This window comes from Tardiphaga sp. 42S5, assembly GCF_034044155.1.
Lineage (GTDB): Bacteria > Pseudomonadota > Alphaproteobacteria > Rhizobiales > Xanthobacteraceae > Tardiphaga > Tardiphaga robiniae.
Window position 1 is genome coordinate 3,226,727 of sequence record NZ_CP139027.1, and the last position, 19,899, is coordinate 3,246,625.

The 19,899-nt window shown below is 60.9% G+C and carries 2 protein-coding genes; one reads left to right on the plus strand and one right to left on the minus strand.

The genetic code is table 11. The annotated features are described in order from the left end of the window. The first annotated feature begins 26 nt into the window (after positions 1-26). Positions 27-19,118 (plus strand): T1SS-143 repeat domain-containing protein, encoded by a 19,092-nt coding sequence (locus tag SFY93_RS14925; RefSeq protein ID WP_320443657.1) that lies wholly within the window; start codon positions 27-29, stop codon positions 19,116-19,118. A gap of 109 nt (positions 19,119-19,227) precedes the next feature. On the opposite strand, the gene SFY93_RS14930 is transcribed toward SFY93_RS14925, so the two are convergent. Further along, entirely contained in the window at positions 19,228-19,719 is a 492-nt protein-coding gene (locus tag SFY93_RS14930; RefSeq protein ID WP_320443658.1) for a hypothetical protein, read from the minus strand. Between the last annotated feature and the right edge of the window lie 180 nt (positions 19,720-19,899).

The following is a 19,899-nucleotide window of genomic DNA, read 5'->3' on the forward strand; positions in this document are numbered from 1 at the left end:
GGTCCGATCAGCTTGAGGTTGTAGTCATGAACGCTCCCGTATTGCTCGCGCAGCTCGCCGGTTCCACCACGCAGACCCCGCCGTCTCCGAAGAACCTGAAGCTCGAGAAGCCGCAAAATGGGCAGGCGATTTCGGTCCATCTCGACGGGAACACCAAGCTCGATTTTGCTGATATCGCGAGCGAGAAGCTGACCTTCGTCAAGGTCGGTGAAAAGCTGATCATCCTGTTCGACAATCAGTCGACGGTGACTGTCGATCCGGTGTTCGACTCGCTTGGTCGGCCGCTTACCGATCTTGCTTTCGACATGGGCAATGATCGTACGCTCAATGGCGAGCAGTTCGCTCAGACATTTCCGATCACGACAGATCAATCGGTTCTGCCGGCAGCGGGTAATGCCGGTGGCCCGACGGGCGGCGCGAATTTCGGTGATGCGACCGTTGGCGCGCTCGGTGCTTCGGGCGCGCGTCTCGCGCTGCTGACGGGCGAAGACACTGGCGGCGGCTTCGACAATCTGGACGATGGAACGCCTAACCCGTCGCCGATTCCCGGCGGCGTGACGGCGGTGACGCTGAACGAAGACGGTTTTGCGGAAGGTAATCTCGGCGGCACCGGTGACACGGGCGGCACCGCGACGTCCGTGACCGGTTCGCTCAATGTCGATTTCGGTACCGATGGTTCGAATCGCAGCTTCGCGTTCTCGCTCAATCAGCCGACGCTCGCCGGCCTGACCTCGGATGGTCAGACCGTTCAGCTCGCTTTCACCACCGTGAACGGCCAGCCCGTGCTGATCGGCTATGTCGGTGGCGATTTCAATGTCGCCGCCAATCAGGTCTTCACGGTGTCCCTGGATGCTTCATCGCTGCAGGGCAACTATACCTTCACCCTGTTGCGTCCGCTCGATCATCCGATCGGCGGTACCGAAGACACGATCAATCTCTCGATCAACGTGATCGCGACGGATGGTAGTGGCGACACTGTGGCCGTCACGATTCCGATCGGCATCAACGACGATACGCCGGTTATAGGCACGCCTGCCGATGCCGCGCTGACGGATCCGCTGTCCGGCAATCCGGCGACGCAGACGGGCTCGCTGGGAATCTCCTGGGGTGCCGATCGCTACAACGATCATGTCGATGGCGGCGTATCCGCGACCACTGGCGCAACGGGCGACCGCTCGGTCGTGTTTGCCAACACGCAGGTGACGGCCACCGGCGACGGCGCAACGGCCATCGGTACGCTGACGTCGCATGGCGAGATCGTCCACTACGTGCTGCTCGAAAACGGCACTGTGCTGGTTGCCTATACAGGCGCGACCGCGCCGACCAGCCTCGCCGACCTGCAGCAGAGCGGCACGCCGAGCGGTGAAGGCGAGGGTGGCGAAGGTGGGATTGCCAACAACGTCGTCTTTGTTGTGACCCTGTCCGACGCCAGTAATAGCGGCAGCTATGTCGTCACCCAGTATCGTTCGCTGGATCACGACAATGGTTCAGCCACGTTCCAGAACATCGATCTGGCCTTCAACTTCACCGCGACGGACAGCGATGGCGATACGGTCAACGGCACGCTGCATGCGGTGATCGCGGATACGGTGCCGGTTGCGACCGGTCCGGCCGACGCAAGCACACTGAGCGAAGGCAACGGCGAAACGCCGCCGAGCGAAGGTGGCGGGGACATGTCCTCCTTGCTGGTGGTCGGCGGTTCGTTTACGCCGAAGGACACGGGCGCCGTATCGCTGCACATCGATTGGCGTTCGGATAATCAGAATCCGACTGCTGCGGGCGGCGCGCATGATCGCTCGGTCACATTCACCGCTGCGACGCAAACCGCTCTCGAAAACCTCGGTCTGACCTCCGACGGCGCGACGATCATCTACACGATCTCCGCGGGTGGCACTTTGCTGACGGCAACGACTGCTGCCACCGAAGGCCATAGCGCGCGTACGATCTTTACCGTGCAGTTGTCCGACAGCGGAAATGGCAGCTACGACTTCACGTTGCTGGACAATCTGGACCATCAGGGCAGCTCCGAAGGCAGCCAGGCGCTGACATTTGGCTTCATTGCGACCGACAGCGATGGCGACTCGACGGTTCCAGCGAATTTCACGGTCAACATTACCGACGATGTGCCGATGGCAGGTGGAATCGAGAGCCGGACACTGTCCGAGCAGACGCAGAGCGGTGCGACGAACGGTTTTGTGTCGACTTCGCTCGATAATGTTTCGCTAAATATCAATTGGGGCGCCGACGATGTAAACAACAACGGCGCGTCGATCGACCGCAAGGTCGCTTTCACGACCGCCGCAGCGCCTTCCGGGCTCACCTCGAATGGTGAGGCCATCACCTATGTGCTGTCGGAAAACGGAACGCTGTTGACTGCCTCGGCGGGTGAACGCGTCGTTTTCACCGTGAAGCTGTCGGACGTCGATAGCGGCACCTACACCTTCACCCTGAAGGATAACCTGGACCACGTCGGAGCCAATGGTGCGTCGATCGCACTCGGCTTCAACTTCACGGCGACGGATGCCGATGGCGACCCGGTCGGTTCGTCCTTCACCGTCAACATCAACGACGACGTGCCGACGACCGGCGCCATTGCTGGCGAAACCCTCATCGAGAGTACATCAGCCGAGAGCTCCAACGCATTCATCGCGAAGGCCTTGAACGGCATCTCGCTGAATGTTGACTGGAATTCCGATGATGCCAACGCAGGTGGCACGAATGATCGTAGCGTCGCCTTCACCACCAGCGCGGCGCCGTCGGGTCTGACCTCCAACGGCCAGACGATCATCTACACGCTGTCTGACAATGGCACGTTGCTGACAGCGACAGCGGGCGCGCGCACGGTGTTCACTGTGCAGCTCTCGGATACCGGCAACGGTACTTACACGTTCAATCTGCTCGACAATCTCGACCACGCCGGCGCAAATGGCGCCAGCGTGCCGCTGACATTCTCGTTCACGGCGACTGATAGCGACGGCGATACCACGTCGCCTGCATCCTTTACGGTCAATGTCACCGACGACTCGCCGGGCATCGGTACCCCGGATGTCCTGACTCTCGTCGAGAGCACCAGTCCGTCGTCGTCGAACGCATTCATTTCCGCGACCGCAACCGGCTCACTCGCGGTGGATTGGAATTCGGATGACAACAACCAGGTGTCAGGACCAGGGGCGAGCGATCGTTCGGTGGCCTTCACCGCCGCGACGCTGACGAGCCTGAACGCGCTGCATCTGACATCGAACGGGACGACGCTGACCTATAGCTTCTCGGATAATGGCCAGTTGCTGACGGCCAAGGCAGGTGGAACGACGGTCTTCACTGTTCAGCTGTCCGATACGGCTAATGGTACCTATACATTCAAGCTTCTCGACAATCTCGATCATGCCTCAGGCAACGCCAAGAACGACCTGGCGCTCACCTTCGGCTTCACGGCGACCGACAGTGACGGCGACACGACGGCGCCGGCCAGCTTCACCGTTCATGTGACCGACGACGTGCCGGTGGCTGGCGTGGGCGACACGCGCGGCGTGGACGAGGACGATCTCCTGAGCGGGACGTCACCGAACTTCTTCGACCTGCAGGTCGGCGGCCGGCTGAACATCGACTGGAACTCCGACGATCACGATGGCGGGAATGTTGCCAACCGTTCCGTGTCGTTCGAGCACACGGCGGCTGCGGACAACGTCGCGGTGCGCGATGTCAATAATAATCTCGTGAATCTGACATCCGACGGAGCAACCGTCCACTATACTATTATTGGCGAGGATCTCGTCGCCTATACCGGCAATAACCCGTTCTTCAACCGTGTGTTCGTCGTCTCTCTCGACGATGACAACACCGGCTCGTACACGTTCACGCTGCTCGGACATGTCGACCATCCGACCGCCGATGGCCAGAACACGCTGACATTCACGTTCGACTATACGGCCACCGACTCGGACGGCGACAAGAGCAGCAGCGTGTTCAGCGTTACGGTCAAGGATGATGTGCCGACGATCGGTAACACGGAGTCCGAATCCGTTCGTGAAGACAGTCTGCCGACCACGTTCTATGACACGACATTCCCGGATGCGCCGAACTCGACCGTTCAGCTCGGTGATCTCAACATCAACTGGGGCGCAGATAACAATAATTCGGGCGCAACAAACAACCGTTCGGTCGTCTTCACGACCGCAGCCGGGGCCACGGGTCTGACGTCGGACGGCACCGCGATCGTCTATTCGATCTCGGCGGACGGAACGGTACTGACTGCCAAGGCTGGCGTTCGCACGGTGTTCACCGTTGAACTGTCCGATAGTGGTGATGGCAGCTACAAGTTCACGCTGTTTGACAATATCGATCACGCTGCGTCGGGGCAGAATGATGACAGCCGGACTCTATCTTTTGGTATCAAGGCCACCGATTCCGACGGCGACTCCGCGACGGCCGATTTCGTGGTCTCCATCGTGGATGACGCGCCTGAGGCACATACCGGCGATGGCCGGACCATCAATGAAAATGATCTCTCGAATGGCACATCGCCGAATGCGCCCGGTCTGACCGCTACCGGTGATCTCAACATCTCCTGGGGCGCGGATGACGCGAATCCGTCCGCCGGAGGCGGGCTCGGCGATCGCACTGTGGGCTTCCGCTTCAACTCGGCGGCGGACAACGTCGATGCAGAGAACAGCAATGGCCAGAACCTGACGCTCCGCTCGGATGGCCAGACGGTTCAATACGCATTCGACGGTCAGAAGCTGGTCGGCTATATCGGCGCCAACCTGGCAAGCGGCACGCGCATTTTCGAAGTGACGCTCAGCGATGCCAATGATGGCTCCTACACCTTCAAGCTGCTCGGTAACCTCGATCATCCTACCGGCAGCGGCACCAATCCGGTTAACCTGACCTTCAGCTACACCGCGACTGACGGTGACGGCGATACCAGCAGCAGCAACTTTACCGTGACGATCCGCGACGACGTGCCGGAAATAGGCGCACCGGTTGCTTCGACGTTGACCGAAGATACGACCATTGTGGGCGGGGGCGAGGAATTCGTGCCCCAGACTGCGTTGAACAAGTCGCTGAACATCAATTGGGGCGCGGACGACAACAACAGCGGCACTGCAAACCGTTCGGTCGCGTTCTCGTCATCCATCGACTCCGGCGACAGCGTGCACACCACGGGCTCCGGAAGTCCCGTGCTCAAGTCAGACGGTGTGACCGTGCAGTTCCTGCGGATCTCCGATACGGAGATCTGGGGCATGGCCAACGACAACGGCGGCTCGCTGACGATCAACGATCGCAAGGTGTTCCACATCACGCTGTCCGATACGGGCAACGGTACCTACACCTTCGAGCTGCTGGATAATCTGGATCACGTCGGATCTGGCCAGGGCAGTGCACTGTCGCTGCAGCTTGGCTTCGTCGCCACGGATGCGGACGGTGACACCGACAGCAGCAGCTTCACGGTTACGATCAGCGATGATAACGGCCGGCCGTCTATCGGAACGGCGCAGGCGGTTTCGGTCGATGAGGACGGTCTGACGGGCGGCAACACGCAGCCTGCTACCGGAGATCTCGCCGGTGCCGCAACGTCAGCGATGGGATCGCTTGCTATCTCTTGGGGAGCTGACAACAACAATTCCGGGGCGGCCGATCGCTCGGTTGCGTTCTCTGGCATCAGCGATGGCCAGAATGCGATGTCCAATGTCGGCCCTCTGACCGTCGATGGGGCGCAGGTCAAACTGTGGGTCGTCGGTAATACGGTTTATGGCTACACCGGCAGCAACCCGGTGAATGGCTCGACGCCGCCATCGGCTGGCAGCCAGGTGTTCACGGTCTCGCTCAGCGATCTATCCTCGGGCAACTATACCTTCAACCTGCTGAAGCATCTCGATCACCCGGCAGGTAACAACGAGAACGATATCACCCTCAGTTTCGGCTACCAGGCCACGGACGCCGATGGCGATGTTACAGCGGCATCGACATTCACCGTTACGGTCAATGACGATTCGCCAGTTACGACGGGAGCGGTAGCCGCGGCGACGGTGCTGGACGACGATGCATTTGCTGGCGGCAACGCGGGCGGCGCCGGCGATGTCACCAATGCCACCTCGGCAACGGGCGCAGCCGGTGCGGTGTTCTCGGCCGGCGCGGACGGGTTCAAGAGCGTGACGCTTGGGACGACGACGGCATTCAGTGCGATTTACAAGGATGCCAACGGCGTTGCTCACCAGGAATCCGTCACGTGGGGATCGGCAAGTGTATCGGGTGGCGTGACCACCTGGACCGCGATCGGTGCCGTCAGTGGCGCCACCGTGGCAACGCTGGCGATCGGCGCAAACGGCTCTTACACCTTCACAACCTCCAGACCATTGGTGCATCCGACGGCCGGAGCCAATGAAGAAAACCTGTCGCTGACTTTCAACTACACCGTGACCGACGGCGATAACGATCCAGCCACCGGATCGCTGACGGTTAACGTCAATGACGATACGCCGGTATCGCAGGGTGTCGTGACGGCCGCGACGACGCTCGACGACGAGGCGCAGACGGTCTTTACGCCGACCAATGCCGGAGGTGCGTCTGGCGATGTGAGCCCGGATACGAACACTACGTCGGGAGCTGCCGGCAGCCTGTTCACCGCGGGTGCTGATGGCTTCAAATCGGTCGCAATGACATCCGGGACCTTCAGCGTTGTCTACAAGGATGCCAACGGCTTCGCCCTGACCGAGACCGCTACCTGGGGCTCGCCCGTCGTGGGCGCCAATGGCGCCACCACCTGGACGGCGACCAGCACCCACTACGGCTCTGCCGCTGTTCTGGTCATTGGTGCGAACGGTTCGTACACGCTGACCGTGAACGCGCCGATCGCACATGCAACGCCCGGAACTGCGGAAGACAACAAGGCGCTGACCTTCAACTTCACGGTCACCGACGGCGATGGTGACACCGCCACCGGCTCGCTGACGGTCAACGTCAATGACGACACACCGGTGTCGAAGGGCATCGTGACGGCCGCGACGACGCTTGACGATGAAGCGCAGTCGCTGTTCCCGGCCAGCACCGCAAATGTGTCGGGCGATGTGAGCCCCGACGTGAAGACGGTCTCCGGCGCTGCCGGCAGCCTGTTCACTGCCGGTGCAGACGGCGTGAAATCCGTTGCGATGACGTCGGCAACCTTCGGCGTCATATACAAGGACGCCAATGGCTTCGCGCAGACCGAGACCGCGACCTGGGGCTCGCCGGTGGTGGGCGCCAATGGTGTCACCACCTGGACGGCAACCAGCGCGCATTACGGCTCGGCCGCCGTGCTTGTCATCAATGCCGACGGTTCCTACAGCGTCACCGTCAACGCACCGGTCGTCCATCCCACCAACAGCACGACGGAAGACAACAAGGCGCTGACCTTCAACATCACCGTCACCGACGGCGATGGCGATACGGCGACCGGCTCGCTCACCGTGAATGTCAACGACGATACCGTCGTCCTCGGGACAGCCGTGGCGGGCTTCGTCGATGAAGGCAATCTGGCCGGCGGCAACAAGGACGACGGTTATCCGGGCGACCTGACGATTGCCCATGGTGACAACGGTACGCGCACCACGTCCGGTTCGCTGGCGATTGCGTTCGGCGCCGACGGTAAGGCGGCGACCGTTACGGGCGGCACGTCGACGCAGACATTTACGTTCAGCGGCAACAGCAACCTGACTGCCGATCTGATCGTCACCCAGGGCACGGTCAATCATCCATCTGCCTCGGGGATCGTGTTCGGCGGCATCAACAATCCGATTATCATCAATGCCAATGACAGCTTGCCGTTCAAGCTGGACGCGATCGACCTGGGACTGTCGGGTGCCGCAACGACACCGACCGTCATTCTGAAGGGCTACGATTCCAACAACAATCTCGTCGCAACCTATACGTTGAGCGTGGCCAATGTTGCAGCGCTCACGTCGGGCACGCCCACGCATTTCAATGCCGCGGGTACACCGTTCGCGAATGTTCTGATCGACAGGCTCGAGATCTATACTGGTAACGGCTTCAACGGTTACGTGATGGCCGACAACTTGGTCGTCACGCAGAATACGAGCAGCGGCCCGATCGTGGTCGATGCCGCCGTCACCTTCACCGACCATTCGAACGGACTCGCCAACCTCGTTGTCAAGGATGCCAATGGCAACGATGTTACCGCTTCGCTGACGTCGAATGGTGCGGCTGTTCACTATGCGATGATCGATGCCGTGACGTTGATCGGCTACACGGGCGCAACCGCGCCGACGTCGCTCAGCGATGCCAGGGTGGTATTCTCGGCTGTTCTTTCGAGCGCCGCGGCAAACGGCTCCTACACGTTCACTCAGAATGCAAACCTCGATCATCCGATCGCGGGTCAGGACGACGATCTCGTCTTCACGTTCAATTTCACCGCCAAGGATGGTGACGGCGACAAGGCGAACGGACACTTCACGGTCACCGTCGATGACGACGCTCCGACCGCGACTGCTGCCGTGCTTACGGGAGCGGTCTATGAAAGCGAACTGAGCACCGCTACCGGCGATCTGTCGACCGGCACGCAGGCCGGAAACGCCGATAACAAGAATGGTGATGCAGGTACCGACGATTCGATCCTCGTCGGGAATCTGTCGTCACTGGTTTCAATGGGAGCGGATTCGCCCGGTACCTTTGTGGTGGAGACCACGGGCCTGTCGGCGTCACTGACTTCACTGACTTCCGGCGGTGTTGCGCTGACCTATACGGTCGTCGGAAACACGCTCATCGCTTGGGCTGGTTCGAACCAGATATTCACCTTCGCGGTCAATGCCTCGACCGGCGCTTATACGTTCACGCTCAAGGGGCAAATTGATCACGTTGCGAATTACGTGATCGACAACGCCTCGATTCCGGTCGCAGCGATCGATCAGCCGGGCGAAATCTATGCGGTTGCGGCGATCAACGGCAATCCTCGTGCTTTTGAAGGCCGCCTGCCAGACGGCGATGTCATCATCAGCATCACGAACAGCGGAAACACGGCGGTTAACTGGGTCCTGGATAACACGTCCGGCGGCACCGATTATCCGCTGTCGATCGCTGCGAACACGACGATCTTTATCAACGTTGGACAAATCTCGACGCCTCCCAACGTGCACTTCGAGTTGACCGGACCGGGTGCCCCGAGCGGGCAGACGACGGTAAATTCGGGTCATCAGGACATCGCCGTTACCGGCGGAACAGATACGCTTGCGCTCGATCTTTCTTCGGCGGTTACCGTTCGCGATGGCGACGGCGATACCGTTGCATTGCACGATCAGCTCATCGTGACCGTGACCGACGATGCTCCCGTCCTGGCTGGTGCTGCGGCGACTGTGACAGTCGACGAGACCAGCACGCCCCTGGCGCAGGTGGCCTATGGCAGCCTGAAGATCACGATCGGCGGTGACAAGGTCGGCGCGCATCTCGACTTTGCGACCGACAGCAATGGCCAGCCTGTGCATCCGGCCGGTCTGACATCGGACGGCGTGGCGCTCGACTACGTGCTGCGGACCACCCAGTATGGCGAGAAGCAGCTCGTCGCCTTCAAGCATGGCGACACGGTCGACAATCCGGTCTTCATCGTGGCGCTCAGCTCGCCCTCGAACCCGACCTATATCTTCACGCTGTTCCAGAACCTCGATCACGCGGCGAATTCGAACACGCTCGATCTCGGCTTCACGGTGCGCGCGACCGACGGGGACGGCGACTATGTGGATCAGGCGATCCACATCAACGTGACGGATTCGGTCCCGACCATTCCGGCGACGACAGTTCAGCGCGCAGGCGTACAGGACGATGCGCTGATCAACGGCAATCCTGAGCCCGGCGATACGGCAACGGCGTCGGGTACGTTGAGCCACAACTTCGGTGCGGACAGCAACGGTCATCTGTCGTGGGTCAGCGCGACGCTGCCGACCGGTGGATATACCAGCGTTATCAACGGCAACGTTTTTGAGGTCTATCAACTGCAGAACAACGTGAACGTGAAGGTCTTCACGGTCACTCTCAATCCGACCACCGGCGAATATCAGGTGGAGCAGTTCGCGGCCATCCATCATCCGAATGGCGCCGGCGAACTCGGTGAAGGATTCAATCTTAGCTATCGCGTCACCGATGGTGACGGCGACTATGTGGAGAGCTATCTGCGCGTCGTTGTCGGCGATGACGTGCCGGTGATCATCGGCAACGCGACGCAGGCCAACCTGCTCACCAACGGCGATTTCTCGGGCGGCAGCTCCTGGCATGACGCCTCGTACGGTGATTGGGCGACGGGCGCTACCGGTTGGAAGATCACCGGTACGGAAGCCGGCCAGACCGGTGTTCAGCTCGAGCGCGTCCCAAGCGGCTATTTCGGGGTTGTGACGTCGAATGGCGAACCGATGGTTGACCTCGGTGCATCGCCGGGCAACATCGCAGTCTCCCAGACCCTCAACGGTCTGACGGCCGGCCAGCACTATACGCTGAGCTTCGAGATCGGCACGTACGATCCGTCGTCCTCGGGACTCCAGGTTTATTGGAACGGGCAGCTCGTTGGCACCTATGCGCCGGGCTCGACCATGGCCATCCAGACGCTCGACCTCATTGCGACCGGCGGTGCGAACACCGTCACCTTCAAGGAAGTCGGCAACGCCGCGGACAATACCGGCACGTATCTGGCGAATGTCAGCCTGGTTCAGGCGTCGTCGACGTCACTGCCGCTCTTCCACGCGGATATCGGCGAGGATGGCTCGTCCGTCGTGTCGCTGGTCAGCGGGACCAACTACCGCTTCGGTGCCGATGGCCCGGGCTCTGTGGCATTCGACACTGCACACGCCACCATTTCCACCCCGACCGGTACCATGCTCGGCGTGCCGTCGATGTCCTACGATCCGGTCACGGGCAAGGTGACGGTCAATCCGGGCTGGGGCTTCAACGGCCTGAGCGAAGGTGAGATCGCAACCCTGTCGGTGCCGTTCACGGTCACGGACTCGGATGGCGATACCAAGACCGGAATCTATCAGTTCACGATCCACGGCAGCAATGATGCTGTTGGGACCTCGATAGGTTTTCCCGACACCGGAACGATGACCGAATATGCGGAAACCGATCCGCAAACAGGATCGACGGCAGATCGCACGCGCTTTAACGACAGCTCCTCGGGCGGCGGCTACAACGGCGGCGGCTTCTGGATCTATGACGATCAGGGCGACACCCATACGCTGACCGTGACGCCTCAGGGCACGGGCTATATCGGATACGTGACTGCAGTGGTCGCGGAAGAGACGTTGAATGACGGCAATGGCTTCGTCGATTGGCAGTATCACGTCACCGATGCACAGCTGAATTTCCTTGGCGCTGGAGAGACCAAGCAAGAGGTCTTCCGCATCCTCGTCAGCGACGGGCACGGTTCGTCGGCCTATCGCGACATCACGGTCACGTTGGTCGGCAGCAACGACAAGCCGGTGATCTCGATTGATGGCGGCGACAGCGACCATGTGTTCCTGACCGAAACCAATGCCGGGCTGACTGCCAACGGCACACTGAGCGTGACAGACGTCGATCTCTCCGACACGGTCACCGCGAACGTGTTGTCGGTGACAGCATCGGGCTCTGGAATTGAATCGCACTTCACCAATGCGCAATTGCTGGCCTTCATGACGGTTGCAACCGGTGACGTGACCCCGGCTGGCAGTGCCGCCGGCGATCTTGCATGGACCTTCAATTCGCAGGGCCAGGCCTTCGATTTCCTGCCCAATGGCTGGGAATCCGTCCTCAGCTATACGATCCAGGTCTCGGACGGTCACGGCGGCATGGACACCCATGTGGTCGAGATCAAGATCCATGGCACCAATGACGCGCCGGTCGTCGATCTGAACGGTGCTGCGTCGGCAGGCAATGACATCGCTGTCACCGCCGTCGAGCAGTTGCCGCAGTGGATCTTGAGCAGCGCAACTATTACCGACGTCGATTCCACGACGATGCATTCGATGAAGGTCACGTTGACAACGCAGCCGGATGGGCTCGGTGTCGAGGGCCTTTCGTTCAATACGAGTGCGACGAACGCTCTGACGGCGGCCGGTCTTACCTATGGCTATGACGCGACCACCGGCGTTCTCACAGTGACCGGCGATGCGTCCAACGCCGTCTACCAGACCATCATGCGCGGTGTTGTCTATCAGTACACCGGCGATGCCCCGAGCACGGGCGACCGCACTGTGACCGTGGTTGTCAATGACGGTCTGGATAACAGCATCACGCACACGGCAACGGTGCATGTGCTGCCGATGAACGATGCGCCGTCGCTGGCGGGTCCGCTTGCGGCAACCGTCACCGAAGGCGGCATCCATACCCTCACGGCCGCCGAACTCGGCTACACCGATCCGGACAACACCGCCTCCGAGGTCGTCTTCCACGTATCGAACGTCCAGCACGGCACCATCACGAATGGCGGCGCTCCGGCGACGTCATTCACGGCCGCCGAGCTTGCCGCCGGCCTGATCAAGTTCACCCATGACGGCTCGGAAGATTCGACGACGACCTTCCAGGTCACTGTTGAGGATGGCAACCAGGACGGCTCGACGCCGGTCCCGGGCACCTTCACCTTCACGGTGGAGGGCGTGAACGACGCGCCGGTCATCACTTCGGCACCGCTGCAGACGCATGCCGACATCTATGCCGCTGGTTTCCTCGACCACGCGGTGACGGCGACCACCGCCGCGGACCACAAGTTCGAGATTGATCAGAATATCGACACGCAAATCGGTGCGCTGCTGGCGGCAACGCCGGCCGACATGCATGCGGTTCTGATGGGCGTGCAGGCTGCGCTTGGCCATGCCGCCGGCTTCGCCGATGCGATCGCTGCGGTGTGGGATTATGTCGACGATCACTACAGCTATTACGATACGGCCATCAATGCGGCCGGTGTTCGCCTTGCGATCGAATATGCCAAATACATCCAGGACGGTGGCGCACCGCTGAGTGGCGTGGTCGTGAAATACGAAGCTGATGGCCCGGACTATGCAAACCTGCCGGACCGTGCGCAGTCGATGCACGACAATCTGCTCGGTAATCTCGATAAGGCCTCGATCGACGACAAGTTCCTGCCCGGTGGCGCCGGCGGCTCGAACGGACCGCCGAACGGTGTTGCCGATGTGGCGCTGCATGATCAGCTGATCGCGGAGATCGCGGCGGCGGGTCTAAGTGGTCGGCCGTACTATGCCGGATACGAGGATTCATTTGCATCTCCGTCGCAGCAATGGGACGCGGCGCATGGCCTGCTGCCGGGCGGTACGCACCAGATCATCAGCGGCCAGCTCACGGCCACGGATGTCGACACCAATGACGCGGGTCATCTGACCTGGTCGCTGAACACGACAGCGTCGCCATACGGCACGATGTCGATCGACCCGGCGACCGGTGTGTGGAGCTACGATCTCGACAACGGCCTCGCTGCAACGAAGGCGCTGCATGTTGGCGAAGTCGTGACGTTGAACTTCGTCGCGACCGTGGCTGATGCTCACGGCGGCAGCGCCAGCCAGACGGTGACGATCACCATCCATGGTGGCAACGACGCACCGGTGACGCAGAACGAGGTCTACTTCATCGACGAAGACCAGGTCCTGACGAACGCCCATCTGCTGGCCAACGACAGCGATCCGGACGGCGACGCCCTGACGCGCGTCGGCCTCGTGACCGGTAATCCGTGGGGCCCCGCCGGTTCCACGTCGGTCACGCCCGCTGGCGACCTGACATACACCCCCGTCGCGAACGAGAGCGGCTACTCAGTCTTGACCTATCAGGTCTCCGACGGGTCCAGGACGGCGCCGGCCACCGTGACGATCAACGTTCGTCCCATCGCCGATGCCGCGGTGCTGTCGGCGTCGGGCGGCAACGAAGACAACACCTTTGCCATCCACATTGCCTTGGGCGATACCGACGGTTCGGAGAAGGCCACCCATATCGAACTCAGCGGCTATCCCGCCGGCGCGACCTTCAATCAGGGCTCGCTGCAGGGCAGCGTCTGGGTGATCGATAATCCCGCCGGGATCGACCTGGCACATCTGACCATGACCCCGCCCAACAACTACAATGGCGCGTTCAACCTCGGTGTCAGCGTGACGGTCGTCGATCACGCCACGCTCACCACCGGTCTTGTAACCGATACCGCGACTTCGACGGGCACGATCGCCGTGACGGTCAATGCGGTGAACGATCTGCCGGTGCTGACGGCGGACGATGCGACGCTCATCGAAACAGCGAGTGCGGACGCTGGATTGCTGAGCAAGACCGGAAATATCCTGAGCAACGATCACGACGTGGATGGCGACACGCTCAGCGTCAAGACCATCCGGGCGGCGAACGGCGTCCCGACCGATGAAAGTCCCATCGCCATCGCTCCGGGCGGCAATGTGACTTCGCATGGTATCTACGGCGATCTCGTGATGCATTCGGACGGCAGCTATACCTATACGGCGAATGCCGCCTTCGATGCGCTGGCGGACGGCGTCCAGAAGACCGACGTCTTCAAGTATGTTGCGATGGACGGGAACGGCGGCGAGGCCGCGCAATATCTGACGATCCACCTCACCGGCGTCAACGATACGCCGGTCCCGGTCAACGACGATCAGAACCTGACCGATACCGCGGTTATCGACGCGGGTACGGTAAAAACGTTTGCCGGCAGTGTTCTGGCCAACGATCACGACGCGGAGAACGACCCGCTCACGGTGATCACGATCCGGCCCGACGCGCAGTCAGGCCCGACCTATCTCAACGGCGCCACGACGGTCGCGCACGGCGTCTATGGCGATCTCACAATCAATACGGACGGCACCTACACCTATACGCCGAACGCGGCCTACGATGCGCTCGCCGCTGGCGTCACCGCCACCGACGTGTTCAAGTACGGCGCGTCGGACGGCAACAGTGCCCACGGCGGTTTCCTGACGTTCCACATCACCGGCGGCAACGATACGTTCACGGTCACCGGCGACACCACGGGCACCATTCGCGAGCTCGGCGGGATCGACAACGCCCAGAGCGACCCGGTCAACGGCATCGCGCGCGGTGACCTCAATTATACCGACCGCGATGGTGGGAACGATGTCTGGCAGACGGCGTCTTCCAACACCGCCAGCGGTTACGGCTGGTATTCTATCGATAGTGCCGGCAAATGGACCTACGGGCTGTATGACAACAATCCGACCATCCAGGCGCTGAAGGAAAATCAGGCGACCCTGACGGACAGCTTCACCGTCTATGCGCAGGATGGCACGCCGCAGACCATCGCGGTTCAGATCCTCGGCAACAACGATGCGCCGACGGTGGCGAATGCGCTGGCGAACCAGTCTTCGCCGGAGGATCAGGCGATCAACTTCACCATCCCGGCGAACACCTTCGCCGACGTGGACGGTCGCTTCGATGGGACCGCCAACCCGCTGACGCTGTCGGCGACACTCTCTGACTTCAATCCGCTGCCGACGTGGCTGACATTCAATGCGTTGACCGGCACGTTCAGCGGCACGCCGCCGCAGGATTTCAACGGCTCGGTTGACGTCAGGGTCGCCGCCTCCGACGGCGAAGCGAGTGCGACCAGCACCTTCACCCTGACGGTCTCGCCGGTGAACGATACACCGGTCTTCGATCTTGATGCCGACAACAGCTCTCTGAAGACCGGCGTCGATTACCAGACCAGCTACACTGTGGGCGCAACGGCCAAGGCGATCGCCGACGGCGACTCCAAGCTGACCGACGTTGACAACACCACTATGTCGGCGGCGACGATCACGCTGACTGACCAGCAGACCGGTGATGCGCTCAACCTGAACACGGCGCTGCTCGACAGCCTGGGCATCACCACGCATACCATCGATACCTCGGTGGGCGGCAAGATCATCGTCACGCTGGGTGGTTCTGCGTCGCTTGCCAACTATGAGTCGGCGATCGAGTCCATCACGTTCTTGAGCACCGGCTCGAGCACCGCGGATCGCCACATCACTACGACGGTGAGCGATGGCAGCCTGAGTTCCGCCGTCGCAACGACCACCGTGCATGTTACCTCCGGCAACGCGCTGCCGACCGTTACACTGGCGTCCAGCACGGTCATCGGCACCGCTACGGAGGATTCGACTTCTCCGGGCAGCAATCTGGTTATCAATCCTGGCTTCGAGAACAACGGCGGCAGCACGAGCGGCTGGACTAAGGGCGGGGCAGGGGTGTCGTATGGCGGAACCGACTATGCGCACAGCGGTAGCTTCGGCGGATCGATTTTCAATGGCTCATTGAGCCAGACGATCAACAATCTGGTCGTGGGGCAGCATTATACGCTGAGCTACTGGATCACGTCAGAAAACGGCTACGGCGCCGGCAGCCAACTCAACTTTGCGCCGAGCGCAAACAGCTTCGTCGTGAACTGGGGCGGCAGTGCCGTAGCCGGGTCGAGCCTCACGAATGCGCCGTTCACGTCGATTAGCCCGCAGGGTTCGACGGTCGGTTCGTACGGTATGGTGCAGTACACGTTCGACGTAGTTGCGACCAGCACGTCGATGTCGCTGAGTATTGCGGCAACAAATCAGTGGGACAGCTGGGCCGTTGACGATGTGTCGCTCAAAGCAGTGGCGAGCGACGTCACGACGTCGGGGTCAATCAAGTACACGGACTCCAATTCAACCGACACCCACACGGTCGGCTTCACCCCTGTCGGCGGCAACTACATCGGCACCTTCGCCGTCAACCCGACGGCAGACTCGAACGGCGGCGTGACGGGCAACATCAACTGGACCCTCACGGCCACCGAGGCGGCTCTCCAGGCGCTTCCTGCCGGCCAGATGGTGCAGTCGTATCTCGTTCAGATCGACGACCAGCACGGCGGAGTCACAACCCAGCAGGTCAACGTCACGCTCAACGGCGTCAACGATGCGCCGGTCATCAAGGCCGGCAATGCGACGGAGTTTCTGCTTGGCGGCGCGGCGGTTGCGATTGCGCCCAACGCAACGGTCTCGGATGTCGATACCACCAACTTCAATGGCGGCCAGCTGAAGGTCGCGTTGTCGGGTTGGGACTACAGCAAGGAAAGCCTGCTGATCAAAAACATCGGCACCGGTGCCGGCCAGATCGGCGTGAGCGGCAGCAACGTTACTTACGGTGGTGTCGTGATCGGCACTTTCTCCTTCGCGCAGGCTGTCGCCGACCCGATTAATTTTCCAAACGGCGCTCAAAATCTGATTTTGACCGTCACCTTCGATCCGAACGGCAACATCAGCCTCGCGGCGGTTCAGGCTCTGATCCAGGACATCTACTACTCGTCGACGCTCGGTGCCAATTTCTCCGGGGTCCGGGACGGCATCAGCTTCACCTTGATTGATGGCGACGGCACGGCCAACGGTGGCACGGATACGGGTGTTGCGTACGCCGAAATCGACATGACCAAATATTCATCGCCGGTGACGCTGACGAACGGCAATGACACTGTTCTTTTCACCGCGGGAGCGAACACGGTGAAGGGCGTCGCCGGTACGACCCTGAAGAGCAATGACGCTCTCACTGGCGGCAGTGGGATCGATACGATCGAAATTACCAGCGCGGGCTCGATTACCGATGGCCTCTTCAGCAGCACCATCGGATTTGACGTCCTCAAACTCAGTGCAGCGGGCAACTACTCGGTCGCCCTCGGTGCGAATGCGAAGAACGATGCATTCATGACCGGTATCACCATCGATCATGGCGGCTTGACGGGAAATCTGACCCTCACGGAGGGAGCGGGCGCTGCCCTGTATACGCAGAACATCATCGTGATCGCTGGCTCCGGTGCTGACAATCTGCTTGGCGGCTCCGGCAACGATACGTTCCGTTACACCAGCGCAAATCTCGACAACAACGATACAATCAACGGCGGGCTCGGAGCCGACACCATCCAGATTACTGACGCTGCGACGGTTACGGACAACATGTTCGTCAACAAGTCAAACATAGAACAGATAGTGCTGGGCGATTTCACCAACAGCATCACGCTCGGGAACAATGCAAATACCGAAATCAACGGCCTGACAGCAAAGACCTTGACCATTGATGCCAGTGCGGCTGGATCGGGACACGGCCTGACGGTTGATGCAACGTCAAGCTTCTTCGCGCTCACGTCGCATCTGAACGTGATCGGCGGCGCCGGTGACGATACCGTCAAGCTGCTTAGCGCACACTTCAACGCGAACGAGACGTTCAATCTCGGCGCGGGGAACGATACGATCCAGATTACCGACACACCTGTTGTCGTCGATGCAGCCTTCACGCATGTTAGTGGTGTTGAAACCTTGTTGCTCGGCGCCGGACTCCTCGACAACGTGACGCTCGGTAGCAACGCGACCACAGCGATCGGTAACGGTACACTGACGGTCGATGCGCACACATCACTTCAGCTCACGCTGAACGCATCGGGAGTTGGGGCATCGGCTCATCTGAACATCCTTGGCGGCACGTCTGCTGATAGTATCATCGGCGGCGCCGGTGACGATATGATCCGCGGTGGCGGCGGGAACGACAGCATCGACGGTGGAGCAGGCGTCGATTTGCTCGACTTCTCCGATGCGACCGCAGGCATTACGCTCACGTTGACACAGAGCAGCAGCAACACCTCCGTCAACCTGTCGGCTGTGGGGCTGGGGACCGACACCTACAAGAACATGGAAGGTGTCATCGGCTCTGCTTTCGCCGATACGCTGACCGGTTCGACCTCGAATGACACCATCTATGGCGGTGGCGGCAACGACACGATCATTGGCGGCATCGGTAACGACACGCTGTCCGGCGGCTCCGGTGCCGATACCTTCAAGTTCGCTGAAACCGGCGCGTCGAATGTCGATAGCATCCTCGACTTCAGCAATGGCGAAGGTGACAAGATCGACATATCGGGCTTGCTCGATAGCATTGCTGGCGTGCAGGCGGATGGATCGAACATCAATAATTACGTTCATCTGACGCAGAACGGAGGCAATGTCCTCGTGCAGGTCGACACGACCGGTGCTGGCAATTTCTCCGGCAACACGCATGATGTCGCAACGCTGGTCGGCTATGGCACCAGCAATGCTGATATCGTGAACATGGTGTTCAAGAGCACAGATCACACGATGACTGTCTGATCGCCGACGCGGCCGGCGATCCCGGCCGTGTCGCTTCAACGAATTGCAAAAGCCCCCGATCATCGGGGGCTTTTCATTTGGTTACGTATGGTTGAACTCTTTGGCGCGCCTAAATCTTCTGCCCTTGCGGTGTCTTCGGCCCCGTGGGCACACCTCCGCCACTCCCGCCCACATCGATCCTGATCCGCTGAACCTCCGTGCGCCCGGCCGGATACTTCACCTCGATGGTCACTTCATCACTGCCGACGAAGTCCGCCTTCGATTGATAGAAGGCGATGAACCCCGGTACTTCGAGGGCGAGGCACTGCTTGTAGTTGGTGGCGCTCACCTTGCCGCGCTTGATGCTGACGGTGCCGTTCGCAGGTGGGGTGACCATGCGCAAAGCGGGCAGGGTGCCCGAGGTGCAGTCGGGCTGGACGTTGAGATAAACGCCGACCTGGAAGTTGCGCGCGGTCGGGCCCTTGGCGGTCCGCTCGACGACAGATGGTGTGGCGGCAGGCGGCGCTGGCGAGGGCGTCTGCGCCCAGACGGCGGTTCCGGCACCGGTCCCCGCCAGAGTGCTTATGACGAGACTCAGCGCGGCGACCGGCTTGCGAAACATGGAATTTCTCTCGATGGGTGGTGATAACGGCGCGTCGCGACATCCAAAGGATGCAGCAAAAGTGCTGTCATATCAATGGATCGGGCGCCCGTGGGCCGGATCGATGAGGGGCGGTTGGCCGGTCTCACGGTTTGGTGTAATTCTTTGAATCAAAACGTGTTTGGGTAGCTCCGCGGGGCA

Excerpts from the sequence above, each read along its gene's own strand:
- SFY93_RS14930 (WP_320443658.1), bottom strand. The coding sequence starts at position 19,719 with ATGTTTCGCAAGCCGGTCGCCGCGCTGAGTCTCGTCATAAGCACTCTG.
- SFY93_RS14925 (WP_320443657.1), top strand. The coding sequence starts at position 27 with ATGAACGCTCCCGTATTGCTCGCGCAGCTCGCCGGTTCCACCACGCAG.